At 72.7% G+C, this 17,410-nt stretch carries 14 protein-coding genes and 2 pseudogenes; 8 read left to right on the forward strand and 8 right to left on the reverse strand.

Translation table 11 applies throughout. The features are described from left to right. Nucleotides 1-15 precede the first annotated feature (15 nt). The gene (locus tag DRB96_RS40125; protein WP_112452797.1) at nt 16-522 is read left to right on the forward strand and encodes a DinB family protein; all 507 of its coding nucleotides are present in this window, start codon (nt 16-18) and stop codon (nt 520-522) included. A 31-nt stretch (nt 523-553) separates the two neighbouring features. Here DRB96_RS40125 and DRB96_RS40130 read toward each other — a convergent pair whose 3' ends face one another. After that, nucleotides 554-1,108 carry a flavoprotein gene (locus DRB96_RS40130; protein WP_112452798.1) on the reverse strand — a complete coding sequence of 185 codons (555 nt, stop codon included), beginning with the start codon at nt 1,106-1,108 and terminating at the stop codon, nt 554-556. A gap of 59 nt (nt 1,109-1,167) precedes the next feature. Here DRB96_RS40130 and DRB96_RS40135 point away from each other — a divergent pair, with 59 nt between their 5' ends. After that, nucleotides 1,168-1,602, forward strand: a complete 435-nt coding sequence (locus tag DRB96_RS40135; protein WP_112452799.1) for an SgcJ/EcaC family oxidoreductase — start codon at nt 1,168-1,170, stop codon at nt 1,600-1,602. Between the two features lie 62 nt (nt 1,603-1,664). On the opposite strand, the gene DRB96_RS40140 is transcribed toward DRB96_RS40135, so the two are convergent. After that, nucleotides 1,665-3,635, reverse strand: coding sequence for a DUF5107 domain-containing protein (locus DRB96_RS40140; protein WP_112454374.1), 1,971 nt, complete (start codon nt 3,633-3,635; stop codon nt 1,665-1,667). Between the two features lie 111 nt (nt 3,636-3,746). On the opposite strand from DRB96_RS40140, the gene DRB96_RS40145 reads away from it, so the two are divergent. Beyond that, nucleotides 3,747-4,298 carry a DinB family protein gene (locus DRB96_RS40145; RefSeq protein WP_112452800.1) on the forward strand — a complete coding sequence of 184 codons (552 nt, stop codon included), beginning with the start codon at nt 3,747-3,749 and terminating at the stop codon, nt 4,296-4,298. 70 nt (nt 4,299-4,368) lie between these two features. Here DRB96_RS40145 and DRB96_RS40150 read toward each other — a convergent pair whose 3' ends face one another. Further along, nucleotides 4,369-5,268 carry an arginase family protein gene (locus DRB96_RS40150; protein WP_112454376.1) on the reverse strand — a complete coding sequence of 300 codons (900 nt, stop codon included), beginning with the start codon at nt 5,266-5,268 and terminating at the stop codon, nt 4,369-4,371. A gap of 132 nt (nt 5,269-5,400) precedes the next feature. Between DRB96_RS40150 and DRB96_RS45560 the strand changes: the two are divergent. Together DRB96_RS45560 and DRB96_RS40165 are read left to right on the forward strand one after the other, a co-directional pair. After that, nucleotides 5,401-5,589, forward strand: a pseudogene (locus DRB96_RS45560) (arginase family protein); the annotation flags it as partial. A gap of 1,209 nt (nt 5,590-6,798) precedes the next feature. After that, nucleotides 6,799-7,878 (forward strand): LacI family DNA-binding transcriptional regulator, encoded by a 1,080-nt coding sequence (locus tag DRB96_RS40165; protein ID WP_112452801.1) that lies wholly within the window; start codon nt 6,799-6,801, stop codon nt 7,876-7,878. 400 nt (nt 7,879-8,278) lie between these two features. Here the strand turns inward: DRB96_RS40165 and DRB96_RS40170 are convergent. Beyond that, nucleotides 8,279-9,553, reverse strand: a pseudogene (locus DRB96_RS40170) (glycoside hydrolase family 6 protein); the annotation flags it as partial. Nucleotides 9,554-9,682: 129 nt separating this feature from the next. Then, nucleotides 9,683-10,714 carry a non-homologous end-joining DNA ligase gene (ligD, locus tag DRB96_RS40175; protein WP_112452802.1) on the reverse strand — a complete coding sequence of 344 codons (1,032 nt, stop codon included), beginning with the start codon at nt 10,712-10,714 and terminating at the stop codon, nt 9,683-9,685. Nucleotides 10,715-10,789: 75 nt separating this feature from the next. Here ligD and DRB96_RS40180 point away from each other — a divergent pair, with 75 nt between their 5' ends. Continuing rightward, nucleotides 10,790-11,860, forward strand: a complete 1,071-nt coding sequence (locus DRB96_RS40180; protein ID WP_112452803.1) for an ATP-dependent DNA ligase — start codon at nt 10,790-10,792, stop codon at nt 11,858-11,860. Nucleotides 11,861-12,002: 142 nt separating this feature from the next. Continuing rightward, on the forward strand, nt 12,003-12,530 hold the full coding sequence (locus DRB96_RS40185) for a DUF6879 family protein (RefSeq protein ID WP_112452804.1): 528 nt from the start codon (nt 12,003-12,005) through the stop codon (nt 12,528-12,530). Between the two features lie 27 nt (nt 12,531-12,557). Here DRB96_RS40185 and DRB96_RS40190 read toward each other — a convergent pair whose 3' ends face one another. Further along, entirely contained in the window at nt 12,558-13,490 is a 933-nt protein-coding gene (locus DRB96_RS40190; protein WP_162688926.1) for a hypothetical protein, read from the reverse strand. 337 nt (nt 13,491-13,827) lie between these two features. Between DRB96_RS40190 and DRB96_RS40195 the strand changes: the two genes are divergently transcribed. After that, a complete protein-coding gene (locus DRB96_RS40195; RefSeq protein WP_112452806.1) occupies nt 13,828-15,918 on the forward strand; it encodes a PIG-L family deacetylase in 2,091 nt (696 codons plus the stop codon). Between the two features lie 10 nt (nt 15,919-15,928). Here the strand turns inward: DRB96_RS40195 and DRB96_RS40200 are convergent, their stop codons facing one another. Both DRB96_RS40200 and DRB96_RS40205 read right to left on the reverse strand, forming a co-directional pair. Then, nucleotides 15,929-16,603 carry a histone deacetylase gene (locus tag DRB96_RS40200; RefSeq protein WP_112452807.1) on the reverse strand — a complete coding sequence of 225 codons (675 nt, stop codon included), beginning with the start codon at nt 16,601-16,603 and terminating at the stop codon, nt 15,929-15,931. Nucleotides 16,604-16,619: 16 nt separating this feature from the next. Then, nucleotides 16,620-17,330, reverse strand: a complete 711-nt coding sequence (locus DRB96_RS40205) for a collagen-like protein (protein WP_112452808.1) — start codon at nt 17,328-17,330, stop codon at nt 16,620-16,622. Between the last annotated feature and the right edge of the window lie 80 nt (nt 17,331-17,410).

Consider the following 17,410-nt stretch of genomic DNA (forward strand, 5'->3'; position numbering starts at 1 on the left):
TGGAAAGATCATCAGATGATCGACGAACAGCGGACCCGGCCCGTACTGGTGGGCGATGAGCGCGCCACCCTGACCAGCGTTCTCCAGTGGCAGCGCGACACCTTGATGATGAAGTGCGCGGGGCTGACGGACGAGCAGCTGCGGCGCAGGGCGGTGGCCCCGTCCGGGCTGAGCCTGCTCGGGCTGGTCCGGCATCTCGCGGAGGTCGAGCGCGGCTGGTTCCGCAACGTCGTGGGCGGCGAGGACGTGCGCGGCTACTTCCCGAAGAACGAGGCCGGGGAGTGGACCGAGTTCCACGTCGACGACGCGGACGTCGCGGGGTCGTTCAAGCTCTGGGAGGACACCTGTGAGCGGTCGCGGGCGATCGTGGACGCGGCCGAGTCCCTGGACGTGACCGGTTCCTACGACGGCCAGGTCTACTCCCTGCACTACGTCCTGGCCCACATGATCGAGGAGTACGCCCGGCACAACGGGCACGCGGACCTGCTGCGCGAGGCGATCGACGGGGTGACGGGGGAGTAGTCGGCGAGGGCTGCGGGGGCCGCGCCGGCTGCTAGGCGGTGGTGGCCGCCGCGGCGCGGTCCACGGCGGCCAGGGCCGCCGCCCACGGGAAGTGGTCCGGGGTGTCCGGGCCGGCCGGGCCGGGGGTGAACCCGTCCTCGCCGAAGAGGACGGAGACGCCGGAGCCCCGCAGGACGGCCAGGGACTGGTCGAACTGCGGATGCGCGGCGAGGGCGGCGTTCGCGCAGGGCATGGCGACGACGGGGGTGCCCTTTCCGATGGCCTCGGCGGCGATGCCGATGACGAACCGGTCGGTGAGGCCGAGGGCCCAGGCGTTGACGGAGTTGAAGGTGGCCGGGGCGACCAGCAGGGCATCGGCCGTCGGCCAGACGTCGGGCTCTCCGGGGAGCTTGTACTGCCAGCGGACGGGGTGGCCGGTGAGCGCGGCGAGGCCGTCGAGGTTGCCGGAGAGCCAGTGTGCGGCGGTGGGAGTGAGGCCGAGGCAGACGTCCCAGCCGCGGGACTGGGCGTCCTCGATGACATGGGCCACGTCGAAGACGGGCGGGGCGGCGGAGCAGAGCAGGTAGAGGGTCTTCGTCGTGATCATACCGCAATGTGATCATATCGCTTGACCTCAACTTAACTTGAGGGGTAAGGATCGGTGACATGAGAGAAGAAGACGGGAAAGTCGAGAACGTCGAGGGTGTCGAGAACGTCGAGGTCGAGGCGATCGCCGCGGTGGTCGCCGCCGTCGAGCGCGCCCAGCGGGCCAAGGATGCCGAGGGGTTCCTCGACCTCTTCCACCCGGACGCGCTGTGGACCACCGCGCACGGCAAGGTGCTCATCGGATTCGACGCGATAGCGGAGTTCACCCGGGCGGTGCTCCCCGCCTCGGACTGGGACGGCGAAGTCACCTACGAGGTGACGCACACGCAGTTCCTGCGCCCGGACGTGGCGGCCGTCAAGGTACGGCAGGTCTACCGCTCGGCGGACGGTGTCGGCAGTGAGGGAGCTCCGCTGTACGTGATGACGCGGGACGGGGCCGGTGGCCGGTGGCTGCTGACGGCATGCCAGAACACCGAGGTGAAGGTGCTGGGGTAGGCGCGTAGGCGGCGTAGGGCGCCGGGCCGGCCCGCTCAGCCGGCTCGGCCCGCCGAGCCGGCTCAGCCCCCCGGCGGCCGCATGCGGAAGTTGTACCGGGGCGGCAGCGGGCGGTCCGTGAGCGTGGACCAGACCTCCGAGAGGATCTCTTCGCCCTCGCGGAGGTCAGGCAGCTCGAAGCCCTCCTCGAAGACCCGGCGGGCCGCTCCCACATGGCCCTCCGCCGCCAGCAGGCGGGCCGCGGCCAGGCGGAAGCGGCCCTCGTCGCGCAGGGCGGGGCGGAGCCGGTCCCACACCGAGCGGGCCTGCGGCAGCAGTCCCGCCGCCAGCAGGGACTCCAGCGCCTCCCGGCCCAGCGCCGACTCCGCGGCCAGCCAGCCCGCGCCGCCCCGGCTCTCCTGCGCCAGGTCCTCGAAGGCCTCCGCGTACCAGCGGGCCGCCCGCTCCGGATCCCCGGCCAGATCGTCCGCCACCGCCATGCACCTCAGCAGCGGCCACCGCGAGGGGGCCAGCGCCAGCCCGCGCTCCCAGCTGCGCACCGCCTGCGCGATGTCCCCGGCGTGCCACTGCGCCACCCCGAGGTGGTACTCGGTCAGCGGGTCCGCCCGGGCCGTCTCCAGCATGTCCCGCCAGTGCGGGGCGACCAGGCTCGGCCCGGGCGGCGCCACCTTGCGCGGGGCCGGGAAGACCCCGCTGCGCCACAGCTCCAGCCACGGCACCTGGTCCTCGCCCAGCGTGTCCTCCCCGAACGGGGTGCCCGGCAGCTTGTGGCCCCCGCACAGCACCTCCAGCGCGCCCCAGCCGGAGCCGGCCGCCAGCCGCTCCCCCGGCTCGGAGTCGGCGCACGCGCGCCACGCCTCGTACGCCGCGTCCACGGCCGCCCGGGGCAGCGCGGACTCCAGCGCCGCCCCGGCCGCGGCGCGCGCCGCCCCCCAGTCGTCCCCGTGCACGGCCGCCGGGTCCGCGGACAGCGCCCCGTAGGCCTCCAGCCAGCTGAACTCCGCCCCGGCCTCCAGCCGTACGTGCTCCAGCTGGGTCCGGGCCAGCCCGGCCTGGATCTCCGCGTAGCCGCCCGTTCCCGGTTCGGTCAGCCACTCCTGCCAGCGCCGGCCGCCCTCGCCCGCGCCCCACACGAAGAGCTTGCGGCCGCGCAGCCGGGCCGTCGAGCTCTGTACGAGTCCCCGCCCGTCCGCGTCGAGCGAGGCGATCCAGGGCCTGGCCCCCTCCTCGACCTCGTAGAAGAAGTCGGCGGGGTAGGTGCTGCGCAGCGGGTACGTCCGGTCCGCGCCCTCCCACCCCGGTACGGGGATCCGCCGCAGCGAGCGCTCGTACCCGAAGTGCCAGGCCTCGTCCGCGGGCGCCAGGACGCGGGTGCCCCCGTCCTCGGGCACGGCGATGTTGGACCACCAGTACACGGGCGCGGGCCGCTCGTGCGGGTTGCGCACGCGGACGCCCACGTAGAGGAACTCCGAGTCCTCCGGCAGCCACAGGTCCACTTGGAACGGCAGGTCGCGCAGCCGCTCCCACTCCCACAACCGCACCATCACGCCCCCGTCGGGCGCCGGTACGAGGGCCGCGTGCAGCGGGGCGCAGGACAGGGTGGTGTGGCCGGTGGCGCCGAGGTTCCACTCGATTCCGCCGGAGAACCAGGCGCCGTTGAGCGCGAAGTTGGCGGGTTGCAGCACCGGATTGCGGTAGAGCAGCTCGCGCCCGGTGGGGAGGTGGACGAGCGAGTGGATCCGGCCGCCGAGGCCCGGCAGGACGGTGGCGCGTAGATGCGCGTTCTCGATGACGATCGTCTCCACGTCCCGTTCGGCCCGCCGCCGCCGGTACCCGTCCAGGACCCGTACGGGCAGCAGCGAGCGCAGCGGCTCGTAGCCGATCTGGCGTGCCATGTCGCGCGGCAGGCCCTCGCGGGAGCGGTCGTCCAGCTCGTGCACGCCGCCGGGCGGGCGGAGGGCGGGCAGCGGGTTCTCGGGACCCAGCGGGGCGGCGGGAAGGGTCAGGACGGAACGGCGGACGGTGGTGGCCATGGGGAAATGGAACACGCCGCGGCGGCCGGTGCACAGGGATTCGGCGCATCACCACCGGTCAGGATTACGCAAAGCCCTGCGCGGCCAGGGCCGGTGACCGAGGATCGGGGCATGAGCGAGCGCAGCCGACGGGCCGGACTCTTCGCCGGACCCGAGTCCGAGAGCCGGTTCGCGGGGCCCGCGACCGGCGACGAACGGCGCATGCTCGCATCGATGTTGGGGGCCCAGCGGGCCACGCTGGAGCTCAAGTGCGCGGGGCTCGGGCCGGAATTGGCCGAGCGGTCGGTCGAGCCGTCCACCCTGTCACTGCTGGGGCTCGTCCGCCACCTCGCGGACGTGGAGCGCCGCTGGTTCCGCCGGGTGCTGGCCGGGCAGGACGCGCCGGCCCTGTTCTCCTCGGCGGCCGACCCCGACGGGGACTTCGACGGCGCGGTGTCCGGGCCCGGGGAGGCCGAGCGGTCCTGGGAGGCGTGGCGGGCGGAGGTGGCGTTCGCCGAGTCGTTCGCGGAGCGGGCGCCCGATCTGGAGGTGTCCGGGAAGGACGGCTGGCGGGGCGAGGTCTCGCTGCGCTGGGTGCTGGTCCACATGATCGAGGAGTACGCGCGGCACAACGGCCACGCGGACCTGCTGCGCGAGCGGATCGACGGCGCGAGGGGCGTCTGACGTCTGGCGTCTGAGGCGCGGGGCGCTCCCGACGGCCCCGGGCCGTGAAGCCCGGGGCCCGGGGCGGCCGTTACGCGAACGCCCCCGCCACCAGGTCCGCGAGCAGGGCCCCGGCGCGGCCTTCCGGGTCCAGGTCCGGGTCGTAGATGGTGACGTTGAGCCCGACGCAGCGCGGAGAGCTGATCAACACCCCCAGCAGCTCGGCGAGTTCATCGGGGATCAGGCCCCCGGGGTCCGGGCTGTCGACGGCCGGCATGACCGACGGGTCCAGCACGTCGGCGTCCAGGTGGACCCAGAACCCGGCGGTGGCCGGGGGCTGCAGCCCCGTCAGGGCGGTCCGTGCCACGGGACCCGCGCCCCGGTCCCGGATCGCCCCGACCGTGGCGGCGAAGATCCCGGCGGCGCGCAGCTCGAGGAGGTCCGGGTCCCCGTCGCGCAGTCCGAAGAGCCGTACGTCCTCGTCGCGCACGTAGGGCCCGAGGCCCTCCAGGTCGGCGAGGCCGGCCTGGCCGCGTCCGGTGGCCAGGGCCAGCTCCTCGCCGCCCGCCGCGCCGACGGGCCCGTTGACGGCCTCGTTGCCGGGGTGGCGGAAGTCGGCGGAGCCGTCGATCGCGGCGATCCCGTACCGCCCGATCCGGCGCATGGCGAGCGAGGCGCCGAGCTGGATGGAGCAGTCGCCGCCGAGGACTACGGGGAACTCCCCGGCCCTCAGGTGGCCTTCGATCCGGTCGGCGAGGGCGACGGTGTACGCGGCGAGGGGCCCGGCGTGGAACACGCCGTCGCCCTCCTTCCAGTCGCCCCGGTCGTAGCGCGGCGGGACGACCACCCCGCCCTCGCGCGCGCCGAGCCGGGCCAGCAGGCCCTGCTCGCGCAGGGCGCCGGCCAGTTTGTAGACGCCGGGTACGGTGCCCGGCGCGGGCGGCCGGAGCCCGAGGTTGGACGGCGCGTCGAGGAGCACGAGGGTTCGCATGGACTCATCCTGTGCGATGGCGAGCCCCTGGAGGAGGCGTTTCGGCCGCGATCGCCCGGCGGGACCGTGAACGCCGGGCGATCGCGGCCGAAACGCCTCATCCAGGGGCTCGCCATCGCACAGGATGAGTCCATGCGAACCCCCGTGCTCCTCGACGCGCCGTCCAATCTCGGGCTCCGGCCGCCCGCGCCGGGCACCGTACCCGGCGTCTACCAACTGGCCGGCGCCCTGCGCCAGCAGGGCCTGCTGGCCCGGCTCGGCCCGCGCGAGGGCGGGGGGGTCGTCCCGCCGCGCCACGACCGGGGCGACCGGCAGGAGGGCGGGCTTGCCCGTCAGTTCGCCCTTCGCCGCCGCCACGGCGGTGTCCCACGCCTTCTTCACGCCCGGGCTGTTCTCGTAGTCCAGCTCGCCCTTGGTGTTCGCGTACTGCACGGGCTGGCTGGAGATCACGGCGTTGAACAGGCCGCTGGCGGAGTCGTGGAAGGCGGTCCCGGCCGGGGCGTTCTTCTTGTACGCCTCGCCGGCCTGGATGAACTTCGCCCAGTCGCCGGCCCAGAGCCCCGCGACCTCGGTGCGGTCCGTCGGGAGCTTGGCCTGGGCGAAGAGGGCCTTGTTGTAGCAGATGGCCATCGGGCCGATGTCCGTGCCGAGGCCGATGACCTTGCCGTCGCCCGTGGTGGCCTGCTTGACCTTCCAGTCGACGAACGCGCCGAGGTCGGCGCCGCCCGTCTTGCCGAGGTCGGTCCACTTGTCCGCCATGGCGGGACCGGTCGCCTCCGCGATGTAGCCCACCTCCAGGGCCTGGATGTCCGCGAGCCCGCTGTCGCGCGAGAGCCGCAGCTTGAGCGTGTCCCAGTACTTCTGGCCGTCCGCGACGTTCGATTCCTCGATCTTGATGTTCGGGTGGGCCTTCTCGTACTCGGCGTAGAGCTTGGCCCCGGTCGCGTCGTCGTAGCCGAAGGAACCGAAGGTGCCGATCCGCAGCGTGATCTGCTCGCCGCCCGCCGCGCTGTCGTCCTTACCGTCGTCGCCGCCGCAACCGGTGAGCAAGGCCGCACCGGTCACGATGGCGACGGCCGCAGCGATCGCGTTGATAGCGGCGCCACGGCGTCCGCGTCCGTGTCTGCTGCTGGTAGTGCGCATTCCACTCTCCTCGTCCAAGGCGTTGCTCGTTGTGCGCCAGGGAGTTCGGCGGGCTGTTCGCGGCTCAGCGAGGGCCCTGCCCGGACCTGATGTGAAGGCCGTTGTCGCACCCCTGGATGGGAGCGCTCCCACGTCGTTGCCGGAAGGTTGCTGCCTGGCGGGTGTGAATGTCAAGAGATGAACACGAATTTATGACGCACGTGTGTCCGGTGGGGGCTCGGCCGTCAATTTGTAAACGCGGCCATGGCGCCAAAGGGAAATCGGGTCTAGTGTGGGAGCGCTCCCACGTCCTCTTCGGCACAATGTGTGCCGCCACGACTGGTGGGTCCATCAGTTTGCCTGATCACCGCATCAATCGGCTGGGCCAGACGCCCGGCGCGGAGCGCGATGTCGCGCGAGGGGAGTTCGAGAGTCGTGAGCGGACGGCAGAACGGCAGGCCCACCCTGGAAGAGGTCGCGGCCCTGGCCGGCGTCGGCCGGGGCACGGTCTCCCGGGTGATCAACGGCTCGCCGCGGGTGAGCGAGCAGGCCAAGGAGGCCGTGGCCCGCGCCGTCGCGGAGCTCGGATACGTACCCAATCAGGCGGCCCGGGCGCTGGCCGGCAGCCGGACCGACGCGGTCGCCCTGGTGATTCCGGAGGCCGAGGCCAGGGTGTTCTCGGAGCCTTACTTCCTGGACCTGATCCGCGGGGTCAGCGCCGAGCTCGCCGAAGCCGACAAGCAGTTGCTGCTCACCTTGGTCCGCACCGAGGCCGAGCGCCAGCGTTTCGAACACTATCTGGCCGCCCAGCGGGTCGACGGCGTACTGCTCGCGTCCGTCCACGGTGACGACCCGCTGCCGGACCGGATCGCACGCCTGGGGCTGCCGGTCGTCATGAACGGGCGGCGCTCCGAGGCCGAACCCGTCGCCTACGTGGACTCCGACAACATCGGCGCGGGACGGGCGGCCGTCGCCCACCTGGTGGGGCGCGGCCGCAGCAGGATCGCCACCATCAGCGGCCCGCTGGACATGTACGTCGCTCGTGCCCGTCTGGGTGGCTACCGCGCGGGGCTCGCCGAGGCCGGGATCGCGCCCGACGAGTCGCTGGTGGCGACCGCGGACTTCACCGAGGAGGGTGGCCGGGTGGCCATGCGGGATCTCCTGGAGCGCGCCCCCGGCCTGGACGCGGTCTTCGCCGCCTCCGACGTGATGGCGGCCGGCGCGCGCGGGGTACTGCGCGAGGCCGGACGTCGGATCCCCCAGGACGTGGCCCTCGTCGGGGTGGACGACTCGGTGGTTGCCCGTCTGATGGACCCGCCCCTGACGAGCGTGCGCCAGCCGATCGAGGAGATGGGCCGCACGATGACCCGGCTGATCCTCCAGAAGGTCGCAGAGGGGTCCCGGGCTGGAGCCGCACCGAGGCAGGACGCGGACGAGGAGCCGCATCGGGTCCTCCCGACGGAACTGATCGTGCGGGATTCCTCCTGAAATCGTGTCAAGTCGTTCGGAGCGTTACTAATCGGAGCGTCACTAAGGGGCGGAGCCCGTCCCCGGGCCTGCGCACGATCTTCCCGTGGTGCACGGGAAGATCGACCGTTCTCGGCAGGCCCTGATGACGCCAGGCGGCTCCACGGGACTGGAACGTGCTCGCGCGTCTCCCCAACCTGGCCTCCGTGCCGAAACGATGCGGACCGAGGGCTCCGATATTGCTTCGTATGGCCGGTGAACTGTGAAAACGCGGAACAGGTCCGGACCTGGTTCGCATGCGTAGGAGGCCTGAATCTGAGGTCGGGGACTTCTGGTTACCGGTGCCTTGCGAATGTGCCGAGGCCCGGTACGGTACGGAATCCGGGTTCCGTACCGCACCGGGCTCCTCATCAGCAGTGCATCACAGTGCCGGGTGGGCGTTCTTCATGAGCTCCTGGAACTGTGCCGAGAACCACTGGCCCGACAGCGGCGCGTTCGGGAGGGAGCCCGACATGCTGTTGCCGTTGCGCGCGTTGCCCGTGTACGTCGGGTCGCACATGCGGTCGAAACCCTTGCCCTCGTTGTTCGGGATCTCCTTGCTCGCGCCGTCCGACTCGCCCGGGGGCTTGATCCACACGTAGGCGTCGATGCCCGCGGCGGGGGCGGCCTGCGGCCGTTCGCCGAGGCCGGCTCCGGCCTGGTTGCACCAGTTGCCGAGGTGGATGCGCCGGTCGTAGCGGCCGCCGTTGACGTAGGTGTCCACGCTCGTCAGTGCACCGGGTGCGGTCGGGCGGGCGGTGCCGCCCCAGCCGTTGCGGGAGGTGTCGATGAGCATGCCGAGGTTGGCGTCGAAGCCGAGGGAGATCAGCTTGGTGCGCATGCCCTGGGCGTAAGACAGTTCGTCGGTGTAGCGGTTCCAGTCGACCCACTTCGACTGGCGTACGGAGGTGCCGTTGATCGAGTCGTCGATCTTGAAGTGGTCCTCCTTGAGGGCGCTGTAGTTGGCCGTGTTGACGATGAATCCGTGGACCTTGGCGAGCGTGGAGCCTTCGGCGGTGGCGGCCTGCTTGAACATTTCGGCGGAGGGGCCCAGGTTGTCGTCCCAGCCGAGCCAGCCGTGGTGGCCGGCGTCCACGTAGTTGTAGACGTTGGCGATGGAGCCGAGCTTGTTCAGGGCGTAGCCGACACCCTTGATGTAGTTGCCGTTGGTCTTCATCACGTCGCAGTTGGCGGTGGCCGTCGGGCGTCCGGAGACGTTGGTGACCAGGTTGGGCAACGAGTCGATCTCGACGGTGGTGACGATCCGCAGCCCCGCGTACTTGGCGTCGGCGAGGATGGCGGCGATCGGGTCGATGTAGGTGGTCTTGTACTTGTCGATCTCGGTGGGGCCCAGTTCGCCGTTGGAGGCGAGCGCGGAGCAGTCGCGTCCGGGCAGGTTGTAGATCACGAACTGGACGACCATCTCGCCGCTGCCCTTCTGGGCGAGTGCGGCGTCCAGGTGGGCGCGCAGCCCCATCCCGCCGTTGACACCCGCGATGGCGGCGGTGCGGTCCAGCCAGACAGCGGTGGGCTGGTTCGCCACCCTGCTGCCGCCCGGCTCGGCGGCGGCCTTGGCGGACCATTCGGGGTTCACGTACATCTTGGCGCCGGCGTACGGGTTGTCGGCCTTCCCGCCGGTCGGCGGTGGGGTGGTGGGCTCGCCGGAGGCCACGGCCTCGTCCAGCCACTTCACGGTGCGGGGCGGTGGCCGCCCTTCCGTACGGAGGATTCGCTCATGCGGCCGATCATGCCATGCCGGTGCCGCGCGGCCTTCTCCTTTTTTCTCCTATTCCTTCTTCTCCTCCTCGTGCTTCGCCCGGCTCGGCTGGACCCGCTTCGGCTCGCCCGGCATCTTCGGGTAGTCCGGGGGGTACGGCATGTCGCCGAGGCCGTGATCGTGTTCGTGACGGTCCGCCAGCTCCAGGGCCGCGTCCAGGGCGAAGGCGTGCTCGTCCATGTCCGCGTGCAGGTCGCCCAGTTCCGCGAAGCGCGCCGGCATCGTCACGATGTCGAAGTCGCGCGGCTCCGCCGAGTCCAGCTCGTCCCAGCGCAGTGGTGCCGACACCGGGGCGTGCGGGCGGGGCCGGATGGAGTAGGCCGAGGCGATCGTGCGGTCGCGGGCCGTCTGGTTGTAGTCGACGAAGATCCGCTCGCCGCGCTCCTCCTTCCACCAGGCGGTGGTGACCTTCCCCGGCAGCCGCTTCTCCAGGTCGCGGCCGATCGCGATGGCGCACCTGCGGACCTCCGTGAAGGTCCATCGGGGCGCGATCGGCACGAAGACGTGCAGCCCCCGCCCGCCCGAGGTCTTGGGCCAGCCGCGCAGGCCCAACTCCTCCAGCAGCTCGCGCAGTTCGTGGGCGACCACGACCGCGTGGTGGTAGTCGGTGCCCGGCTGCGGGTCCAGGTCGATGCGCAGTTCGTCGGGACGGTCGGTGTCCTCCCGGCGCACCGGCCAGGGGTGGAAGGTGAGGCAGCCCAGGTTGGCGGCCCACAGGACGGCGGCCGGCTCGGTGGGGCAGATCTCGTCGGCGGTGCGCCCGCTGGGGAAGGCGATGTGGGCGGTGGGGATCCAGTCGGGCAGGTTCTTCGGGGCCCGCTTCTGGAAGAAGGACTCGCCCTCGACCCCGTCCGGGAACCGCTCCAGGGTCGTGGGCCGGTTCCGCAGGGCGCGGGTGATCCCGTCCGCGACGGCGAGGTAGTAGGCGGCCACGTCCCCCTTGGTGAGGCCGCGCTCCGGGAAGTACACCTTGTCGGGGCTGGACAGCCTGACCTTCCGGCCGCCCGCCTCAAGCTCGATCGCGTTGCCCGCAGCACCCATGTGCGCCACGGTAGGCGTGCCCGGCCGGGCCCGCACACCGAGCACGTCCGGGCGTGCCACCGCAGAATCGGAGACATGGATCTGCCGGTGATGCCACCTGTGAAGCCGATGCTCGCCAAGTCGGTGTCCAAGATCCCGCCGGGCATGCAGTACGAGGCCAAGTGGGACGGTTTCCGCGCGATCGTGTACCGCGACGGGGACGAGCTCGAGCTCGGCAGCCGCACGGGCAAGAGCCTGACCAGGTACTTCCCCGAGCTGGTGACGGCGCTCAAGACCAATCTGCCGGACCGCTGCGTCGTCGACGGGGAGATCGTCCTGATCCATGGCGGACGGCTCGACTTCGACCGGCTCAGCGAGCGGATCCATCCCGCCGCGTCCCGCGTGAAGATGCTCGCGGAGACGACCCCGGCCGGCTTCGTCGCCTTCGATCTGCTCGCGCTGGGCGACGAGGCCCTGCTCGACCGGCCGCTCACCGACCGCCGCTCCGCCTTGACCCGCATGCTCTCCACCGCTCGGCCCCCCGTCCATCTCGCGCCCGCGACCACCGACCCCGCGCTGGCGCAGGAGTGGTTCGAGCGGTTCGAGGGCGCCGGGCTCGACGGGGTCGTCGCCAAACCCCTCGATCTCCCCTACCGGCCGGACGCCCGACTCATGTTCAAGATCAAGCACGAACGTACGGCCGACGCCGTCATCGCGGGTTTCCGTTTCCACAAGAGCGGTCCGATTGTCGGATCGCTGCTCCTGGGCCTGTACGACACCTCCGGCACCCTCCAGCACGTGGGCGTCTGCGCCGCCTTCCCCATGAAGCGCCGAGCCGAGCTGATCGAGGAGCTCGCGCCGCTCCGGATGCCCGGCCCCGAGGGCCACCCGTGGTCCGCCTGGGCCGAGGAGGCGGCCCACGAGAGCGCCCGGCTGCCCGGGGCCCAGAGCCGCTGGACCGGGAAGAAGGACCTCTCCTGGGTCCCGCTGCGCCCCGAATGGGTCTGCGAGGTGGCCTACGACCACATGGAGGGCGACCGCTTCCGGCACACCGCGCAGTTCCGCCGCATGCGCCCCGACCGGGAGCCGGGCAGCTGTACGTACGCCCAGCTGGAGGAGGTCGTCGGCTACGACCTCGCCGAGGTCCTCGGCACCGCCACCGCCTGACGCCGCCGCCTGACGCCACCGCCTGGTACCGGCCGGCTGGTACCCCCGCCCGACGTCGGCCGGCCGCGGTCCCTTGACCGCGGTGTCGCCGACTCGGGAGCATCCGGGGTGAACGCACGCGACCGAGCCGATCAGGAAGGGCATGGCCTTGGCCCCGTCCAGCACCCTCGCCGAGCTCTTCGAGCGGTTCCGGCACGAAGCCTTCCGCCTGGAGACCCTGGACGACTACAGCGGCTCCGGGAACGTGGACGCCTACCGGGCGTTCCAGGCCGGTCGGCCGCGGCCCGAGGGCCACAACGCCGCATGGGTCGCGGAACTGCGCGGCCTCGCCCACCAGGGCAAGCGCGTGTACCGCGTGCACGTCCTCAAGCGCCCGCTCACGGAGTACCTCCGCTTCGAGCTGGGATGGGGCTACCGGACGGGCATGACCGGCGGGGAAGAGTTCTTCATCCTGGACGTGACGGACGCCCCCGACCCGCTCGCAGGCGTGCCGGACTTCTGGCTCTTCGACTCCACGGACACGGCCGTCCTGCGCTACGACGGTGCCGGGGTGCTGCGACGACCCGATGTCCGCCCGCGGGAGGAAGCCGCCGCGTACGCGGCCCACCGGGACACGGCGCTCGCCCACGCGGAGCCGTTCGAGGAATGGTGGGCCAAGTACGGCGGGTGACCGGGCGGGAGGAGCGCCCGGCCCCTGTCAGCCCTTCGTGAGCTCCTCCCACCGCGCTCGGCTCGGGCCGGCGTCGTTCGGGACGTAGCCGGGGCGCTCCGCGAGCCAGCGGGCCACCCGCGCCCTGGTCTCCGGGTCCGCGTAGGCCCGCTCCGGGGGGTCGGCCAGGTGCCGGACCCTGGCCCGCGTCCGCATCACCTCCGGGTCCTCCAGCGCGCACTCGAACAGCGCCGCCGCCTCGCGGGCCGCCCCCGAACGCCCGGCCCTGGTCGCGAAGCGCTCCCCGATCGCCTCGTCCGCGACGACCTGGAAGTCGAACCAGGGCTTGAGGGTGCGGACCGTCCACGCGTGGTATTCGGCGGCGAACCGGACCGATCCGGGGTCCTGGTGCGCCGTACGGGCCACTCTGCTCGCGGCCCACAAAGCCAGCGAAGTGCCCTGCCCCAGGGTCGGGTTGGTGTGGGTGACGGCGTCGCCGACGGGCACGAACCCGCACACCACCGGCCCGTGCCCGTCGACCAGCGCACTCCAGCGGTTGTCCAGGCCCGCCGTGGCCAGCACCTCCGACATCGGCTCGGCTCCCAGGTCCAGCCAGGCCCCGCCGGGCGGGAAGGACCGGGCGGCGGCCTCGAAGACGGCGGGGTCGCGCAGCGCGGAGCGCGTGGGGTCCTCGGTGTGCACGAACAGGGCCACCGCGAAAACCCGGTTGTCGGCCGGGAAGACCGCGCAGCCCGCGAAGGGGCCGCCGGACACGGCCCACGGCCGGCGCGGTCCCTCTTCCCGGCCCTCGGGCAGCCGGTACCAGCGGCAGAAGTAGGCGAGGCCGGTACGGTGCCGCTCCACGACGCCGGGCCGGCAGCCGGCGGCCGCCAGCCACCGCTCGGCGCCGCCTCGGCGGCCCCCCGCGTCCACGACGAGGTCCCCGGTGTACGCTCCGGCCTCCGTGGTCACACCGGTCACGCACACGGCCCCGGAGGGGCCGTGGGGCGGGGTGACAAAGGGCACCGGTCATCGGATGGGCGACTGATCCGACGAACAGCCGCTATGGGGGCGTTTTTTGGTGCAGGGTGGGTGCGCGGTCCGGAGGAACAACCTCCGCATACCGTCCAGATACCGGTCACATCCACACACGAAGATCATGCACGGCACAATCACGAACGGTCAGTCAAGGAAACGAAGAAGTCATCGGCGAAACCGGTGAACCAACTTGCCGGGAATGGCCTCTCACTGACTGACCGACACCGACCGACCGGCTGCTCACAGGCTCTTCCCGCCGGAACGACACCAAGGCGTGCCCATGCCCGTTTCCCGCCGACGCTTCCTCCTCGCGACCGTGGTCCCGATGCTCACCATCGGGGTCACCGGCGCGCTCGCCGTGGCCTCCGGCCAGCAGACGGCCGCCGAAGCCTCCTCGGGAACGGACCCGGCCGCCCTCCGGGCGAGCACCACCGCCGGCTCGGTCGTCCAGGTCGCGGCCCACCCCGACGACGACCTGTTCTTCATGAACCCCGACCTCAGCCGCTCCCTGCTGACCGGCACCCCGCTCACCACCGTGTACCTCACCTCCGGCGAGGCCGACGGCCGCAACGAGGCCAACGGCGGCGCGGCCAAGGACCCGGAGCAGCCCGCGGACCGGGGCCACTACTCGGAGGCCCGGCAGAACGGCATACGCTCCGCCTACGCCGAGATGGCCACCGGCGACCGCACCAGCGCGTGGAAGCGCTCGGTCATACCCACCGCCGGCGGCGGCCACGCCGAGCTCGACGTCCTCGTGGCCAAGCCGCACGTCAACCTGGTGTGGCTGCAGATGCGCGAGGCCCGCGCCCCCGTCGCGGACACCCCGGACAGCCTGCACGGCCTGTGGAACGGCCGGATACCGGCGCTGGGCCCCCAGTTCGCCGCGGGCACGCCCGTCAAGCAGTCGTTCACGTACACCAAGGACCAGGCGATAGCGGCGATAGCCGGGATCTTCGAGCGGTACAAGCCGACGACGATACGGATGCAGGACCCGACGCCGGGGCGGTACGCCGAGAGCGGCCGGTACACCGACCACCAGGACCACATGTTCGGGGCGCGGTTCGCGCAGGCCGCAGCGGCCTCGTACGCCGCGCGGGTCCCGGTCGGGCAGCGGCCCCACTTCTCCGTCCAGAGCTACCTCGGCTACCACAACGGCACCCTGCCGCACACGCTGGACCCGCAGACGGCCGAGACGAAGATCGGCTACCTCAAGACCTACGCGTGGCACGACAAGCAGAACTACTGCGGCTCGTCCTCCGGTTGCGGCGACCGCAAGGTGGCGGGCAGCCCGAGCGGCCACAACTGGGCCCAGTCGCTGCGCTACGCGCGCGGGGACAACGCCTCCTGGCTGGTGCAGGGCACGACCGGCCGGCTGTACGCCTTCGCCGCCCTCGACGGCCAGATGGCCGTCTGGACCCGCGGCCCCGGCACCGGCCCCGCGGCCGCCTGGCAGGGCCCCGACCTGCTGCCGGGCACCGGCATCGACCCGGGCGCGACCACCGCCCGCTTCCCCGACGGGCGCGTCGCCGTCCTCGCCGTCCGGACCGTCTTCGGCGAGCGGCCGCAGGACTACCGGCGCGAGATCGTCTACGCCGCCCAGTCCGTGCCCGGCGGCCCGTTCGGGGAGTGGGTCTCGCTCGGCACCCCGGAGACCACCGACGAGGCCGGCACCTCGGCGATCAGCGCGCCCTCGGCGGCCGCCGACCAGGACGGCCGGCTGACCGTGTACGTCCGCGACTCCCGCCGGACCCTGCTCGCCCGCGTCCAGCAGCCCTCGGGCACCTTCGCCCCCTGGCAGCAGCTGGGCGGCAGCGACCTGCAGAGCGACCCGGTCACGGCCACCGACGCCGCCGGGCGCCGCCACCTCTACGTCGCCACCACCCAGTCCGTGCTCGCCTGGATCCAGCCCGCCCCGGGCGCCCCGCTGGCCGGGCCCTTCCCGACCGGGCTCCCCGCCACCACCGTCCCGCTGACCGCGGCCCCGGAGGCGGCGGGCGTGCGCCTGTACTTCCGGCGCCCCGACTCGGGGGTCGTGCGCACCACCCTGGTCACAGCGGGCGCCGGCACCGCGAAGCCGGCCGTCTCCAGCATCGCGGAGGCCGGCGGCCGGGCGGGCTACGGCGCGGTCGGCGTCGCGGGCCGCGTGCTGTCGGGCCGGGCCGACTCGGGCACCGTCAGCACCACGGGCCTCGGCGGCCCGCCCGCGTGGACGGAGTCCCAGATGCTGTACGCGGGCGCCCCGGCGGGCACCGTGGAACCGGGCGGCGCCACGACGACGGCGGTCCTGGGCCTGGACGCCGAACTCCACGTCACCACCGCGGTCCCCCACCCCACCCGCCTGCTCTGGCACCGGGCGATCCCCCGGGCGTAGGCCGCGGGCCTCAGCGGCACGAGCCTCCCGTGAGGAGCTCCAGGACGTGGGCCGGGGTCCAGTTCCCGGACGCGCCGGGACACGAGGACAGGTAGTCGGCGATGTCCGGCTCCGCCCAGGGACCCGATTCCAGCAGGCCGCCGGCCAGGTGGCGCAGGTAGGCGGCGGCCGGCATCAGCGGCTCGACGTCCCGGAGGGTCCACGGAGCGGTGAAGGTCAGCAACGGGATGCCCCCGATCGTCCCCGGGCAGATCAGCGTCTCGTAGCGTCCCGGCCCCAACTCGGCCCGCCCCAGCCGCAGGACCGCGGTCAGGTCCAGGTCGGCGCCCGGCTCCTCGTACATCTCCTGGGCGGCGATGTCGGAGAGCTGGCCCACGCTCACGAGGTGGGCGCGCGCCCGCGTGCGGCCGGGCGCCGTCGGGTCGTAGAAGCCCCGGCCCCCGGTCCACACCGGGGATTCGGTGGCGAAGTAGAGGCGTCCCGCGAGCTCGACGGCGATGGACCGTTCGGGCGCGCGCCGGTCCCGGCAGCCGGGATACGTGCGCGCGCCGCCGTGCGGCCGCCCACCGCCGATGTAGGCGGCGAGCCGGTCCAAGTGCATGTTGGACCCGTAGGACGCGTACCAGACGCGCCCGGGGCCCCCGGCGCCTTCGCCGCCGAGGGGAACCGCGGTGTGGACGACCATGCTCCCTTTCCCACTCCTACGGCGCGAGCAACTCCGCCTGAAGCAGGGGGGCCAGGTTCCGGCCGTCCGCCGATGTCAGGCCCAGCGAGGACGCGGCGAACGCGGTGGAATGGGCCGCGTGGAGGGAGATCACGTCACCGGCGTTCAGCGGAACGATCGTGGACACGTCCTGCGAGATTTTGAAGTTGTCCCCGAGGTCCGCCGTGTCCTGCACGTCGTAGGCGACGGCATCTCCGTTGACGTTGATGAACAGCTCGCGCCCCCTGTCGACGTCCTCGGTGAACTGCCAGGACAGCACTCCCCGGAGAAGGTAGCGCCCAGGAGTCTTGACGACCAGGGTCGACGTGGGCGCGTCGAACATCGTGTCCGTGTCGTAGGTGACGCCGTCGAATGTGATCTGGACCGCGGTGTTGCGAGCGATGGCCTGGTTCGCGCGGGCGTAGACGCTCGCGCCGACGTGGACCGCGTTCCCGGCGGGCCCCGTGGCACCGGCGGGCCCCGCCGGACCCACGGCACCGGGGGCACCGGGCGTGCCGGGCTCGCCCTGCGCACCGTCCGCACCGGCGGGCCCCATCGGACCGATCGACCCAGGCGGACCCGCGGCGCCCGGGGTGCCCGGGGTGCCGGCCGCACCGGTCTGCCCGGCCGGACCCATGGCGCCCGGGGTGCCGGGCTCGCCCGGCGCACCGTCCGCACCCGGCGCACCGGTCTGCCCGGCCGGACCCATGGTGCCCGGGGTGCCCGGGGTGCCGGGCTCGCCCTGTGGACCGCGCGGGCCCGTCGGGCCGGTGGCGCCGGCCGGACCCG

The organism is Streptomyces sp. ICC1 (assembly GCF_003287935.1).
GTDB classification, from domain to species: Bacteria; Actinomycetota; Actinomycetes; order Streptomycetales; family Streptomycetaceae; genus Streptomyces; species Streptomyces tritrimontium.